Source organism: Allobosea sp. GW822-FHT05A11 (genome assembly GCF_058800455.1).
In genome coordinates this window covers 150,454-164,071 of record NZ_JBXAMI010000005.1, presented here as the reverse complement: position 1 = coordinate 164,071, position 13,618 = coordinate 150,454, and the positions used below count along the sequence as shown (strand labels likewise).

At 65.5% G+C, this 13,618-nt stretch carries 11 protein-coding genes; 8 read left to right on the top strand and 3 right to left on the bottom strand.

Features of this window, described 5'->3' with window-relative positions:
* Window positions 1-23: 23 nt before the first annotated feature.
* Window positions 24-914 (bottom strand): GntR family transcriptional regulator, encoded by an 891-nt coding sequence (locus AC1RLU_RS17770; RefSeq protein WP_492797172.1) that lies wholly within the window; start codon window positions 912-914, stop codon window positions 24-26.
* A gap of 83 nt (window positions 915-997) precedes the next feature.
* Between AC1RLU_RS17770 and AC1RLU_RS17765 the strand changes: the two genes are divergently transcribed.
* The 3 genes from AC1RLU_RS17765 to AC1RLU_RS17755 all read left to right on the top strand — a co-directional run bounded on the left by AC1RLU_RS17765 (window position 998) and on the right by AC1RLU_RS17755 (window position 5,366).
* Window positions 998-2,140 (top strand): C45 family autoproteolytic acyltransferase/hydrolase, encoded by a 1,143-nt coding sequence (locus tag AC1RLU_RS17765; RefSeq protein ID WP_492797171.1) that lies wholly within the window; start codon window positions 998-1,000, stop codon window positions 2,138-2,140.
* 44 nt (window positions 2,141-2,184) lie between these two features.
* Complete coding sequence (locus AC1RLU_RS17760; RefSeq protein ID WP_492797169.1) at window positions 2,185-3,738, top strand: ABC transporter substrate-binding protein; 1,554 nt, start codon at window positions 2,185-2,187, stop codon at window positions 3,736-3,738.
* Between the two features lie 86 nt (window positions 3,739-3,824).
* Complete coding sequence (locus AC1RLU_RS17755; protein ID WP_492797167.1) at window positions 3,825-5,366, top strand: ABC transporter substrate-binding protein; 1,542 nt, start codon at window positions 3,825-3,827, stop codon at window positions 5,364-5,366.
* 13 nt (window positions 5,367-5,379) lie between these two features.
* Here the strand turns inward: AC1RLU_RS17755 and AC1RLU_RS17750 are convergent, their stop codons facing one another.
* Window positions 5,380-6,045, bottom strand: coding sequence for a GntR family transcriptional regulator (locus AC1RLU_RS17750; protein ID WP_492797165.1), 666 nt, complete (start codon window positions 6,043-6,045; stop codon window positions 5,380-5,382).
* Window positions 6,046-6,236: 191 nt separating this feature from the next.
* Between AC1RLU_RS17750 and AC1RLU_RS17745 the strand changes: the two genes are divergently transcribed.
* The 5 genes from AC1RLU_RS17745 to AC1RLU_RS17725 all read left to right on the top strand — a co-directional run bounded on the left by AC1RLU_RS17745 (window position 6,237) and on the right by AC1RLU_RS17725 (window position 12,280).
* The gene (locus AC1RLU_RS17745; protein ID WP_492797163.1) at window positions 6,237-7,121 is read left to right on the top strand and encodes an alpha/beta hydrolase family protein; all 885 of its coding nucleotides are present in this window, start codon (window positions 6,237-6,239) and stop codon (window positions 7,119-7,121) included.
* A gap of 29 nt (window positions 7,122-7,150) precedes the next feature.
* On the top strand, window positions 7,151-8,692 hold the full coding sequence (locus tag AC1RLU_RS17740; RefSeq protein ID WP_492797161.1) for an ABC transporter substrate-binding protein: 1,542 nt from the start codon (window positions 7,151-7,153) through the stop codon (window positions 8,690-8,692).
* Window positions 8,693-8,808: 116 nt separating this feature from the next.
* On the top strand, window positions 8,809-9,753 hold the full coding sequence (locus AC1RLU_RS17735; RefSeq protein ID WP_061965823.1) for an ABC transporter permease: 945 nt from the start codon (window positions 8,809-8,811) through the stop codon (window positions 9,751-9,753).
* Between the two features lie 50 nt (window positions 9,754-9,803).
* Window positions 9,804-10,622, top strand: a complete 819-nt coding sequence (locus AC1RLU_RS17730) for an ABC transporter permease (protein ID WP_061966059.1) — start codon at window positions 9,804-9,806, stop codon at window positions 10,620-10,622.
* Entirely contained in the window at window positions 10,619-12,280 is a 1,662-nt protein-coding gene (locus tag AC1RLU_RS17725; RefSeq protein WP_492797159.1) for an ABC transporter ATP-binding protein, read from the top strand. The genes AC1RLU_RS17730 and AC1RLU_RS17725 overlap by 4 nt, the downstream gene beginning before the upstream one ends.
* A gap of 117 nt (window positions 12,281-12,397) precedes the next feature.
* Here the strand turns inward: AC1RLU_RS17725 and AC1RLU_RS17720 are convergent, their stop codons facing one another.
* Window positions 12,398-13,612, bottom strand: coding sequence for an MFS transporter (locus AC1RLU_RS17720; protein ID WP_492797157.1), 1,215 nt, complete (start codon window positions 13,610-13,612; stop codon window positions 12,398-12,400).
* Window positions 13,613-13,618: the final 6 nt, after the last annotated feature.

Below are 13,618 nucleotides of genomic sequence, written 5' to 3'. Positions count from 1 at the left end.
TCTGCTGACCGTGCGATGGCGTTTCAGCCCTCGGCGTCGTCCACCCGGACCATCCGCCTGAGCTTGCTCGCCCGCAGCAGGTGGCTGCGCATCAGCGCCGAGGCGACCTCGTTCTCACCCGCCTCCAGATGGTCGAGCATGGCCATATGCTCGGTGCAGTTCACCCGCACGCGCTCCATGCCCTGGTCCCAATCGTAATTCGACAGGCGCCGGAGCTGGTTCTGGCGCCGCATCGCCGAATGGAAGAAGCGGTTGCCGGTAGCGGCGGCCAGCCCCTCGTGGAAATCGGCATTCATCTCGTAGAAGGCGATGCTCGACGATTCCCGCCAGGGCCGCTTGAGCGACTCGACATGCCGCGCCCGCATCTCGGTGATCCAGCCGGGATCGAGCTGGAAATCGGGCTCCAGCATCGCCATCGGCTCGATCAGCAGGCGGAAGCGATAGCTCTCGTCGCGCAGGCGCTGGTCGCGCGGCTCGTGCAGGAAGCGCCAGCCATAGCCCGGCTTGCGCTCGACCATGTCGAGATCGGCGAGACGCGCGAGCAGCTTCTGCGCCTCGGGCCGGCCGAGCTCGTAGCGCCGCATCACCTCAAGCTCCGAAACCTCGTCCGGCAGGAGCCCATTCTCGCGCTCTCGGGCCAACCTGACCATGGCGATGTCTATCATCTCCGGCGGGCGGGCGCTGTCGCTCGCCGCTGGCAGCTGGATCAGCTCGATGCCCTTGTTGAGATGCCGGCGCACCACGCCCTGCTCGGCGAGGTGGTCCAGCGCGGCACGTACGGGCGTGCGTGACACCCCGAGCCGCTTCGCTGTCGCGTTCTCGTTGAGCCAGGCACCGGCCGCCAGCGCATCGTCACGCACGAGCTGCAGGATGCGGTCGGCGATCTCCTGTTGCAGCCGGGTCGGCGCCGCCATCGGAAAAGACCTTGATTGTTTTAGTTCGGGATGAAATACACTACAGCACGATTTCTCGCCAGCATACCGGAAAGATGTGCGCCATGGTCCAGCCCTGCCCCTTCGTCGACGTGTCGGGCACGCCCTATGAGCGCGGCCGCCAGCATGGCGCAGCCGTCCCGCAGCGCGTCAAGCGCTCGATCGAGCTCTATGGCGGCCAGCTCGGCGAGCTCGGTTACGACACTGCGGCGAAATCGGCGCTGATCGCCGAATTCGCCAGGGAGATCGAGCATTTCGGCGCGCATTACATCGAGGAGATGCGCGGCATCGCCGACGGTGCCGGCGTCGCGCTCGAAGACATCGTCATGGTCAATGCCCGCACCGAGGTCATCGCCAAGGCCCGCCTCGTCAAGAACAAGCCGATCGAGGCCCAGGAAGAGCTCGACGACGGCTGCACCGGCGCGATCATTCTGCCGGAGCGCAGCGCCTCGGGCGAATTGATCCACGGCCAGAACTGGGACTGGAAGGCCGAATGCGCGGAGACCGCGATCGTGCTGCGCGTGCGCCGCGACGACGGGCCGGACTTCCTGACCTTCGTCGAGGCCGGCGGCCTCGCCCGCTGCGGCATGAACGCGGCCGGCATCTCGATCACCGCGAACTATCTCGAATCCGAGCGTGATTTCACCCAGGCCGGCGTGCCGCTCGCCCTGATCCGCCGCAAGGTGCTGGAGCAGGAGCACCTCGCCTTCGCAATCAAGGCCGTGGCCACGACGCCGAAGGCCTGCTCGAACAACATGATGCTCTCGACCGTGAAGGGTTTCGGCATCGACTTCGAATGCGCCCCGGACGAGGCCTTCCCGATCTATCCGCAGGACGGCATGATCGTGCACGCCAATCACTGGGTCGGCCAGATCGCGCTGACCAAGATCAAGGACACCGGCATCCCGCGCGTGCCGGAGAGCTTCTATCGCGACTGGCGCGTCCGCAAGCTGCTCGACGAGGCCGGCCGCAAGCTGACCGTCGACGACCTCAAGCAGGCCTTCTTCGACGATTTCCTGGCGCCTCATTCGGTCTGCCGCCCGGTGCGTCCGAACGAGGCCGGCAACCTCTCGGCCACCGTCGCCATGGTGATCATGCAGCCGGCGAAGGGGATCATGGAGGTCGCGCCGCTGCCCGCCCAGAACCGCGTCTTCACGCGCTACAGCCTGACCGAGGAGCCCGTGCTGCTCGCCGAAGCGGCGGAATAAGCCGGCAACACCGCGTCACAACCGAAAAACAACAGGGGAATAGGATGCGCCGAACCACCAAGACCGTCCTCGCCGCTGCACTTTTGTGTGGCGGCCTCGTCCCGGCCGCCGGGGCGAGCACGCTCAAGATCCAGTTGCGTGCCGACATCCGCTCGATCAATCCGGGCGTCAATCGCGACGCCAATACCGACGGCGTCGTCGTGCAGATGGTCGAGGGCCTCGTCGCCTATGGCGAGGACGCCCTGCCGAAGCCATTGCTGGCCGAGAAGGTCGACATCTCCCCGGACGGGAAGACTTATACCTTCACGCTGCGCCAGGGCGTGAAGTTCCATAACGGAGCCGCCCTGACCTCGGCCGACGTGCTATGGAGCTGGAATCGCTACATGGACCCGAAGACCGATTGGCGCTGCCTTTCGGAATTCGACGGCCGCGGCCAGGTCAAGGTCGAGAAGATCTCGGCACCCGACGACAAGACCGTCGTCTTCGACCTGGACAAGCCGAGCGCGCTCTTCCTTGCCGCGCTTGCTCGCACCGACTGCGCCATGACCGGCATCCTGCACAAGGATTCGCTCAAGGCCGACGGCTCCTTCGACAAGCCGATCGGCACCGGCCCGTTCAAGTTCGCCGAGTGGAAGCGCGGCGAGTACATTCGGCTGGAGCGCTTCGCCGATTACGCCTCGCTGCCCGGCAAGATCGACGGCTTGACCGGCGCCAAGAAGCCGCTGGTCGACGAGGTCCGCTTCCTGGTCATTCCCGACAACTCGACCGCCAAGGCCGCGCTGCTGAAGGGCGATATCGATATCGTTCCGGACATCGCCAATACCGATATCGCCGAGCTCAAGAAGAACGACAAGGTCAAGACGTCAGTCGTCTCCAGCATGGGCCTCGTCGGCCTGATCATCCAGACGCGCGATCCGCTGCTGCAGAACGTCAAGCTGCGCCAGGCCATGGCCGCTGCGATCGACTCCAAGGAGCTGGTTGGCGCCGTCACCGACGGCATCGGCTCGCCCAACAACTCGATCGTGCCGGCGCTCTCCGCCTATTACGGCCCGGTCCAGAAGCAGGGCTGGAAATACGACCCTGCCGCCGCCAAGAAGCTCCTGGCAGAGGCCGGCTACAAGGGCGAGAAGATCGTGATGCTCGCCAACAAGCGCTATCCCGAAAGCTTCGACGCCGCCGTCGTCGCCCAGCAGATGCTGCAGGCCGTCGGCTTCAACATCGAGATCGAGGTGCTGGAATGGGCGACGCAGCTCGACCGCTACAGCAAGGGCAACTACACGATCCAGGCCTTCCCCTATTCGGGTCGCATGGACCCCGCCCTGAGCTACGAGTCGATGACCGGCCCGAAGGACAAGCAGCCGCGCAAGCTCTGGGACAATCCGGAGGTGCAGGCCCTGCTCGACAAGTCCATGGTCGTGAACGACAAGGCCGAGCGCCAGAAGATCTTCGACGAATTGCACAAGCGCTTCATCAACGATGTCCCGATGGTGATGCTCTATAACGGCATCGTCGGCGGCGCGATCAGCAGCAAGACCAAGGGCTATGTCTCGACGCTGAGCTCGCTGCCCCGCGCCTGGGAAGTCAGCACCGGCCAGTAAGCCGCCACCACCTCGCCTTCGCGACCCCCGACAGCACGGCATGCCCACGGGGCATGCCCGAACGACAAGACAACGAGGGAACGGGAATGATCCGCTTTTCGGCCTCTGCGCTGGCGCTCGCGCTGCTTGGCGGCGCAGTTCAGGCGCAGACCATCAATGTCGCGCTCAATGCCGACATCCGCTCGACAAATCCGGGCGTCAATCGCGACGACAATACCGATGCCGTGGTGCTGCACATGGTCGAGGGCCTCGTCGGCTATCGCGAGAACGGTGCGGTCGCGCCCCTGCTCGCGGAAAAGATCGACATCTCGCCGGACGGGCTGACCTATACCTTCCACCTGCGCAAGGGCGTGACGTTCCATAACGGCGCCGAGATGAGCTCGGCCGACGTGCTGTGGAGCTGGAACCGCTACATGGACGCGAAGACCGACTGGCGCTGCAAGCCGGAATTCGACGGCCGCATCGGGCTGAAGGTCACGGAAGCGAGCGCTCCCGACGCATCGACCTTCGTGATGAAGCTGGAGAAGCCGAGCGCGCTCTTCCTCGACACCATGGCCCGCACCGACTGCGCCATGGTCGCGATCCTGCACAAGGACTCGCTCAAGCCCGACGGTAGCTGGGACAAGCCGGTCGGCACCGGCCCGTTTCAACTCGCCGACTGGCGCCGCGGCGAATTCGTGCTGCTGAAGCGCTTCGATGGCTATGTCTCGCCGGCCGGCGACAAGCGCGACGGCTATGTCGGCTCCAAGCGCCCGCTCGCGGCCGAGGTCAAGTTCCTCGCCATCGCCGATGGCGCGACCGTCAAGGCCGGTCTGATCTCGGGCGCGCTCGACGTCGCCGACGTGCCGGACGAGGACGTGCCGGAAATGAAGAAGAGCGGCCTGCAGGTGCTGACCGCACCCAGCGCCACCAAGCACGGCATCCTGCTTCAGAGCCGCGACCCGCTGCTCAGCGATGTCCGCATGCGCCAGGCGATCATGGCGGCGCTCGACCATGACGAAATCGTCGGCGCCGTCTCTAACGGTCTCGGCAAGACCAACAACTCGGCGGTCTACGTCACCTCGCCCTACTATGACGAGGTCCAGAAGAAGCGCTACACGCACGACCCCGCTCGCGTGAAGAAGCTGCTCGCCGAAGCCGGCTACAAGGGCGAGACGATCAAGCTGATCGCCAACAAGCGCTCGACCGTGCCGAGCTATCCGATCGCCATCATGGCGCAGGCGATGCTCCAGGCCGCCGGCATCAAGGCCGATATCGAGATCCTGGAATGGGCGACGCAGCTCGATCGCTTCTCGAAAGGCAACTACCAGATGATGTCCTTCAGCTACTCCGCCCGCATCGACCCCGCCCAGAGCTACAACCAGTTCTCCGGCCCGAAGGACAAATTGCCCTCCAAGGTCTGGGACAATCGCGAGGCCGATGCGCTGATCGAGAAGGCGACGCTGGTCAGCGACGAGGCCGAGCGCCGGAAGATCTTCGACCAGCTCCATGTGATGATGCTGGCCGATGCGCCCTTGATCTTCCTGTATAATCAGGTCGACACGGCCGTCGTCTCGAAGCGGCTGCAGGGCTTCGCGCCCTGGGTCGCCTCGAAGCCGCGCCTCTGGGAAGTCGCCGTCGCCAAGTAAGGGGGGCGGTCGTTCAGCCCGGCTCGATCGGGACCGGGCCGACGGGCGCGCCCTTGACGATATGGGTCGCGATCAGGGCCGCCAGCCGCCCCGCATCGTGCGCCTTCAGGGCCGCCATCATCTCGTAATGCTCGCGGTCGCTCTTCTGGAGCAGTTCATGCGAGCTCCAGACCGTGATCTGCGAGCCGCGTCCGCGGTCCCGCAGGGCCCAGATCATCTCCTCCAGCACGGCATTGCCGCAAAAGGAGTACATGAATTGATGAAAGGCGCGGTTGATCTCGCTCTGCTCGGTGCGGCTCCCGGTCAGGACCGCGGCGGAGAATTGCGCCGCGAGCCCGTCCAGCCGCGCGATCGCGGCGGCGTCGATCCGCGCGACGATGCCGTCCGCCGTCGCTTTCTCCAGGATGATCCGCGCCGCGAGGATCTCCTCATAGGTCTTCATGTCGACCTCGGCGACGCGATAGCCCCGGTTCGGGACATGTTCGATCGTCTTGCGCACCGCGAGCTCGTCCAGCGCGCTGCGCACGTCGAAGCGCGTCGCCTCGAAGCGCTCCTCGAGATCGATCTGACGCAGCCATTCGCCTGGCCTGAACGCGCGCAAGCGGATCGCCTGCGCGATTTCGTTGGCGAGCATCGCCCGCCGCGTGCTGGTGTTCTTGCGTTTCCGCTCGGACGTCATGGCAGGCTCTCTAAAGCATTTTCGAGCGGAGTGGACATCGGTTCGCGTGGAAAACCGAAGGCCCGCGCCAGCGAACATGCGACAAAACAATGCTCTAGCAGGATTCGCGCAGGCTGGAAGAAGTTGGTTGCGAAGCGGACCATACCATGCAACATAATTGGCGCCAATAATTTCGCCAGAGGAGAAACGCCGTGAACGCCGTGGCTGAACAGACCGCCAAACCCGATGTCGAGGCGGCCGCGCGCGCGAAGGCGCTCTACGATTACGGCCCGACCCCGATCTATGCCTCGAAGCATGATCCGCGCTTCGCCTATTGCCTCTATGTCCCGCCGACGCTGGGCCAGGGTGGTGAGAAGCCCGAGCTGATCGTGGCGATGCACGGCACCGGCCGCGGCTTCACCGGCTATCGCGACGCCTTCTCGGCCTTTGCCCGCTGGAACAACTGCATCATCCTGGCGCCGCTCTTCCCGATCGGCGTGATGGGCGACGACAACAAGGACGGCTTCAAGTACATGCGCGAGGGCAACCTCCGTTACGACCATGTCCTGCTCGCCATCGTCGAGGAGGTCTCTCGGCGTTATGGCGTCGCCTTCGATCGTTTCGGCCTGTTCGGCTATTCCGGCGGCGGCCATTTCGCCCATCGCCTCCTGATGCTGCAGCCAAACAAGCTCTGGGGCGTCTCGATCGGCGCACCGGGCTCGGTCACCCTGCTCGATCCCAGCCGCGACTGGTGGGTCGGCACGCGCAACTTCGCCGCGCTCTTCGGCCAGGAGCTCGACATCCCCGCGATGAAGCAGGTCGCAGTGCAGATGATCGTCGGCGCCGCCGATCTCGAGACCTGGGAGATCACCCACAAGCCAGGCGGCCGCAACTGGATGCCGGACGCCAACCATGCCGGCACCAACCGGCCGGAGCGGCTGGCCAGCCTGCGCGACAACTTCGCCGAGAACGGCATCAAGGCACGCTTCGACCTCGTGCCGAACACGCCGCATGACGGCGTCAAGGTCGTGCCGATGGTCGAGGACTTCTTCGCCGGCGAGCTTCGCCGGATCCGCACCGCCCGCAAGGCCGGCTGAACGATCATAAGAACAACAGGGGAAACATCATGAAGCGCTTCCTTGTCTCCGCCGCCGCGCTCGCCCTCTCGGCCGGCGCCCTCCAGGCCCAGACGCTGACGGCCGTGCTCAACGCCGATATCCGCTCGACCAATCCCGGCGTGAACCGCGACGGCAATACCGATTCCGTCGTGCTTCACATGATCGAGGGCCTCGTCGGCTATGCCGAGGACGGCTCGGTCGGCCCGCTGCTCGCCGAGAAGGTCGAGATCTCGCCTGATGGCAAGACCTACACCTTCCGCCTGCGCAAGGGCGTGAAGTTCCATAACGGCGCGACCATGACCTCGGCCGACGTGCTGTGGAGCTGGAACCGCTACATGGACCCGAAGACCGACTGGCGCTGCATCTCGGATTTCGACGGGCGCAACGGCCTCAAGGTCGAGAAGATCTCGGCTCCGGATGCCGACACCGTCATGATGGAGATCAACGAGCCGAACGGCCTCTTCCTCGACTCGCTCGCCCGCGCCGATTGCGGCGGCACCGCCGTGATCCACAAGGATTCGGTCAAGGCCGATGGCAGCTGGGACAAGCCGATCGGCACCGGCCCGTTCATGCTGGGCGACTGGAAGCGCGGCCAATCGGTCCAGCTTCTCGCCTTCGACCAGTATGTCTCGCCCAAGGGCGACAAGCGCGACGGCTATATCGGCTCGAAGCGCCCGCTGGTGAAGGAAGCCCGCTTCATGGTCATTCCCGACGCGGCGACGGTGAAGGCGGGCCTGCTCTCAGGCTCGCTCGACATGGCGCTGATGCCGGAATCGGACGTTCCCGATCTCAAGAACGCGCCGAACCTCACGCTCGCGATCGCGCCGAACCCGGTGCGCCACAGCCTGATCATCCAGACGCGCGATCCCGTCATGAAGAACCAGGCCCTGCGCCAGGCGATCGCCGCCGCGATCGATTTCCCCGAGCTCGTCGCCAATGTCTCTAACGGCCTCGGCAAGCCCAACAACTCGCCGGTCTACACGACCTCGAAATATTACGGCGACGTCGAGAAGCAGGGCTTCAAATACGATCCCGCCGCCGCCAAGGCCCTGCTGCAGAAGGCCGGCTACAAGGGCGAGAAGATCGTAATCCTCGCCAACAAGCGCTCCTCGGTGCCGAGCTTCAACACCGCCGTCATCGCCCAAGCGATGATGCAGGCGGTCGGTATCAATGCCGAGATCGAGGTGCTGGAATGGGCGACGCAGCTCGATCGCTACAACAAGGGCAACTACCAGATGCAGTCCTTCTCCTATTCGAGCCGCTTCGACCCCGCGCTCGGATTCGAGCAGATCGCCGGCCCGAAGGACAAGCAGCCGCGCAAGATCTGGGAGGAGCCGGAGGCGCTCGCCCTGATCCAGAAGTCGATGGTGGTGACCGATACCACTGAGCGCCAGAAGATCTTCGACGACCTGCACAAGCGCTTCATCGACGAGGTCCCGACCATCTTCACCCATAACGACCTCGACATCATCGCCCATTCCAAGAAGGTGAGCGGCGTGACGCCCTGGGCGTCCCAGTTGCGCCTCTGGGAAGTCAGCGTCGCGAAGTGAGGCGATTGCCGGCTCCGCCATCCGGTGGAGCCGGCCTTGAGCATTTTCGAGCGAAGCGAGCCCCGGTTCGCATAGAAGAAGATGCGGGAATGCTCTGAGGCTTGGGAGGGCCTTTGATGTTTCGATTTGCGCTGACACGGATAGGGATGGCTTTGCCGACGCTGCTGATCGTGGCGGTGTCGGTCTTCGTGCTGATCCGTCTGATCCCGGGCGATCCGGCCCAGTTGATGCTGGGTGATCTTGCGACGCCTGCAAGCCTGGCCGACCTCAGGGCCCGGCTCGGGCTCGACCAGTCTTTGCCGGTGCAGTTCGGCATCTGGATCGGCAATGTCCTGACCGGCGATTTCGGCCAGTCGATCTCGTCGCAGCAGGCGGTGCTGCCGCTGATCCTGCAGCGCTTCTGGATCTCCGCCCAGATCGTGCTCGTCGCGGTGCTGCTGGCGAGCTGTGTCGCGGTGCCCGCCGGCGTCATCGCCGCCTGGAAGCAGGATTCCGCGCTCGATCTCGGCCTCGTCGCGACCGCGACGCTGCTGCTCTCGATTCCGACCTTCTGGCTGGGTCTCCTGCTCTTGCTGTTCTTCGGGCTCAAGCTCGAATGGCTGCCGGTGGTCGGCTATGTCTCGATCGCCGAGAACCCGTGGGCCGGCATCCTCTATCTGGTCATGCCGATCATGACGCTGTTCCTGCACGAGATCGGCGTGATCCTGCGCATGGCGCGGGCCTCGACGCTGGAAGTGCTCCGGCTCGACTACATCACCCATGCCCGCGCCAAGGGCCTCTCGGAGCGCGCCGTGCTCTGGCGCCACGCCTTCAAGAACGCCTTCGGCCCGACCTGGACCCTGATCGGCCTCGTGCTCGGCAACCTGCTCGGCGGCATCGCCGTGGTCGAGACGGTCTTCACCATCCCCGGTCTCGGGCGCCTGCTGGTCGATGCGATCTTCGCCCGCGACTATCCGGTGATCCAGGGCTGCATGCTCTTCGTCGCCTTCACCTATGTGCTGGTGAACCTCGTCATCGACCTCTGCTACCCGGTCTTCGATCCAAGGGTGACGGCGCAATGAGCACCGACAGCACAACGACGGGTGGCGCCTCCATGAAGAAGCCCCGCCGCATGAAGCTCCCCGCTCCCAATGCGATCGTCGGCGGCACGCTGATCGGCATCCTGCTCATCGCCGCCGGCACCGGCGCGCTCTGGACGCCCTATGATCCGCTCAAGCTCTCCTTCCGCGAGAAGCTGGCCGCACCGAGCGCGCTGCATTGGCTCGGTACCGACGAGTTCGGCCGCGACGTGCTCTCGCGCCTGATGGCGGGGGCTGCGACTTCGGTCTGGATCTCGATCCTGACCGTGACTCTGGCCGTCGTCTTCGGCACGCTGATCGGCCTGTTCTCCGGCTATATGCGCGGCTGGACCGACCGCATCATCATGGCCTTCAACGACGCCTTGCTCGCCTTCCCCGGCATCCTGCTGGCGCTCGGCCTGCTTGCGGTGGTCGGCGCCAACAAATACGGCATCATCGTCGCGCTCGGCATCGCCTATACGCCGTCGGTCGCCCGCGTCGTGCGCGGCACCGTGCTCTCGCTGCGGGAGCGCGAGTTCATCGCGGCCTCGCGCGTGATGGGCAATGCCGAGGCCTTCACCATGGCCCGCCACATCCTGCCGAACTGCATCGCGCCGCTCACCGTGCTGGCGACCTCGATGTTCGGCTATGTCCTGCTGGCCGAGAGCGCGCTCTCCTTCCTCGGCCTCGGCGTGCCGCCGCCGGCCCCGACCTGGGGCAACATGCTCGCCGGTTCCAGGCCCTATATCGGCCAGGCCGTCTGGCTCGGCATCTTCCCGGGCCTTGCGATCTCGCTGACCCTGCTCGGCATCAACCTGCTCGGCGACGCCGTGCGCGACCGGCTCGACCCGCGGATGAGGGGCTCGCGATGAACACGACAGCTCCACTCCTCGACGTCGCCGGCCTCACCTTGAAGATCGGCGGCTCCGGCCGCACCGTCGTCAACGACGTCTCCTTCCAGGTCTTCCCCGGCGAGATCGTCGGCATCGTCGGCGAATCCGGTTCGGGCAAGACGCTCGCCGCTCGCGCGGTGATGGGCTTCATCCCGCCGGCGGTGCGGCTCGAAGGCGGCATGATCCGCTTCGACGGCCAGGACGTCATGGCGATGAGCCCGAAGGACCTGCGCGCCATGCGCGGCTCCAAGGTCGGCATGGTCTTCCAGGAGCCGATGACCTCGCTCAACCCCTCGATGTTGATCGGGCGCCAGCTCGACGAGGGGCTGGCCCTGCACCGCAAGCTCGACGCCCCCGCCCGCCGGGCGCTGATCCTCGACATGCTCAGGAGCGTCGGCCTGCGCGATCCGGAAGGCGCGCTCACCGCCTATCCGCATCAGTTCTCCGGTGGCATGCGCCAGCGCATCATGCTGGCCTCGGTGATGCTCTTGAAGCCCGCGCTGCTGCTGGCCGACGAGCCGACCACCGCGCTCGACGCCGTCGTCCAGCGCGACGTGATGGAGCTGATGGTCGAGCTGACGAAGGCCAACCACACCGCCGTGCTGCTGATCTCGCATGATCTCGGCATGGTCGCGCGCTATTGCAGCCGCATCGTCGTGATGTCCCAGGGCGACGTGGTCGAACAGGGCAAGGCCGAGGACATCCTGGCCCGGCCGCAGCACCCCTATACCCGCAAGCTGCTCTCGGCGATGCCGCACCGCTCGCCGGCGCGCCCGCTGCCGGAGGCCAAGACGCCGATCGTCGCGGTCCGCGACCTCGTCGTCGAATATCCCGGCCGGCAGGGTTTCTTCCGCAAGAGTGAGGCCAAGCGCGCACTGCACGGCATCAGCATCGACGTGCAGCCCGGCGAGGTCGTCGCGGTGGTCGGCGGCTCGGGCTCGGGCAAGACCACCCTCGGCCAATCGATCGCCGGCCTGGTCAGGCCGGCCGGCGGCGAGATCCGCTTCAACGGCAAGCCGATCGAGAAGAGCGACGCCGCCTACTGGGATTATCGGCTGAACTGCCAGATGGTCTTCCAGGACCCCTACTCCTCGCTCGATCCGCGCATGACGATCCGGCAGCTCGTCGCCGAGCCGCTCAGGCTGGTCCCCGACATGAGCCCGGCCGACCGCAAGGCCCGCGTCGCGGAGGTGCTGACCGAGGTCGGCCTGGGCAACGGCTTCGCCGAGCGCTATCCGCACGAGCTCTCCGGCGGCCAGCGCCAGCGCATCGCGATCGCCCGCGCGATCGTGCGCCGACCGAGTTTCGTCATCGCCGACGAGCCGGTCTCGGCGCTCGACGTCACCGTGCGTGCGCAGGTGCTGGAGCTCTTCGACGAGCTCCAGAAGAAGCACGGTTTCTCCTGCCTGTTCATCAGCCACGATCTCGGCGTGGTCGAGCAGGTCGCGGACCGCGTCATCGTCATGCAGGACGGCCGCATCGTCGAGGAAGGCCCCCGCGACGACATCTTCGACAATCCGAGACACCCCTATACCCAGAAGCTCCTCGCAGCCGTCCCAGGTCTCGAAGCCACCGACGAAGGCGGCGTCAGGCTCTTCTGGAGGCGGGCGGAGAACGACAAGGAAATCGTCGGGTGAACGCCTCTCGCCTGAAAGAACCGCGCCGTCATTCCGGGTCAAGCCCGGCATGACGGCGTAAAATCGGGACGATCCAAACCCGAAACAAAAGCGGCCGGAGCGGCTGCCTTCACGACATTACGCGCCGCGCTTGTCCAGAGGCACGATGAAGAAGCAGATCACGCCCGACAGCGCACAGGCGAACAAGCCGAGGTCGAAGCGGCTGGTGAAGCTCAGCACCATCGCAAAGGCCGATGGGGCCACGACGTAGCCGAGGAAGATGACCAGCGTCGCGGCGGCAGACGCCTCCCGAACCAGGCTTGGCGGGCAAGCACGCGCAATTTCGGACAATTGGACGCCGTTCCAGCTGGATACGGTAACGCCGGCGATCGCTGCGATGACGCAGTATATGGGGAAGGACCACTCCGGCGTCGCGAGGGCTAAAGTCAGTGAAGTCGCGCCCGACGCCAATCCGATCAGGCGCAACAGGAGCCGCGGAGCTCCCAGGTGATCGGATAGCCAACCGAGAAAGACACGGCCCGCGACGCTCGTAGCTTGCATCAACGCGTAGAGCGCGCCGGCGGTCTCAAGGCTGTAGCCGAGCTGCGAGACCGCATAGGTCATGAGATAGGCGAACCAGATCCCCTGCCCTATGGCCAGACAGGCGCCGGCTGCCGCCAGGCGAAACAACATCGAGGACGCTGTCAGCGTCCTGATCGGCGTCACCAGATTGGAGACGGAGAGGATGGCTCCGAGCCCAAATTTCAGGCCCCTCTCCCGATCACGATCGAGCGCCTCTCGCATCGGCTGGACACTGGCGATGATGGCAAGCACGAAGACTGCCGATGCCAGGAGGGCGACGCGCCAGCCGTAGGCTGCTGCGAGAGGTGGCAGGGCGAGCCCCGCGATGACCCCGCCGAGGGGCACTCCAGCCTGCTTGATCGAGAAGATCATGCTGCGACGGCCATGAGGTGCCGTCCGATGAAGCACATCGTTACCCGCGGGCGAAGACGGCCCGTAGCCAACTCCGATCAGGAGCGAGGCCATACATGCTGCTATCGTCCAGCTCGGAAGAAAAAGCGCCAGCCCCAGGATTCCGATCATCAACCCGGCCTGGAGCGCCCGTACGGAGCCGAGAGCTCTCAGATAGGGCGCGCCCAGGGCGAGGAAGAGAATCGACCCCAGCGTGTTCAGGCTGGCAAGATAACCCACCACTGAATCCGACCAGCCCCGCTCGGCGGCAAGGATCGGCGCTATCGTGGGAGGGATGCGGCTGAGGAAGGCCGTAGCCATCTGTACCGCAACCATGGTGGCGAGAGCGAGCTGCCATGATGGAGCGGACCCGGTCTCCAAATGCCC

What these genes read in the sequence shown, in the direction of transcription:
- AC1RLU_RS17770 (WP_492797172.1), bottom strand. Translation starts at nt 914, where the DNA reads ATGGCGGCGCCGACCCGGCTGCAACAGGAGATCGCCGACCGCATCCTG.
- AC1RLU_RS17750 (WP_492797165.1), bottom strand. Translation starts at nt 6,045, where the DNA reads ATGACGTCCGAGCGGAAACGCAAGAACACCAGCACGCGGCGGGCGATG.
- AC1RLU_RS17760 (WP_492797169.1), top strand. Translation starts at nt 2,185, where the DNA reads ATGCGCCGAACCACCAAGACCGTCCTCGCCGCTGCACTTTTGTGTGGC.
- AC1RLU_RS17730 (WP_061966059.1), top strand. Translation starts at nt 9,804, where the DNA reads ATGAAGCTCCCCGCTCCCAATGCGATCGTCGGCGGCACGCTGATCGGC.
- AC1RLU_RS17755 (WP_492797167.1), top strand. Translation starts at nt 3,825, where the DNA reads ATGATCCGCTTTTCGGCCTCTGCGCTGGCGCTCGCGCTGCTTGGCGGC.
- AC1RLU_RS17765 (WP_492797171.1), top strand. Translation starts at nt 998, where the DNA reads ATGGTCCAGCCCTGCCCCTTCGTCGACGTGTCGGGCACGCCCTATGAG.
- AC1RLU_RS17735 (WP_061965823.1), top strand. Translation starts at nt 8,809, where the DNA reads ATGTTTCGATTTGCGCTGACACGGATAGGGATGGCTTTGCCGACGCTG.
- AC1RLU_RS17740 (WP_492797161.1), top strand. Translation starts at nt 7,151, where the DNA reads ATGAAGCGCTTCCTTGTCTCCGCCGCCGCGCTCGCCCTCTCGGCCGGC.
- AC1RLU_RS17725 (WP_492797159.1), top strand. Translation starts at nt 10,619, where the DNA reads ATGAACACGACAGCTCCACTCCTCGACGTCGCCGGCCTCACCTTGAAG.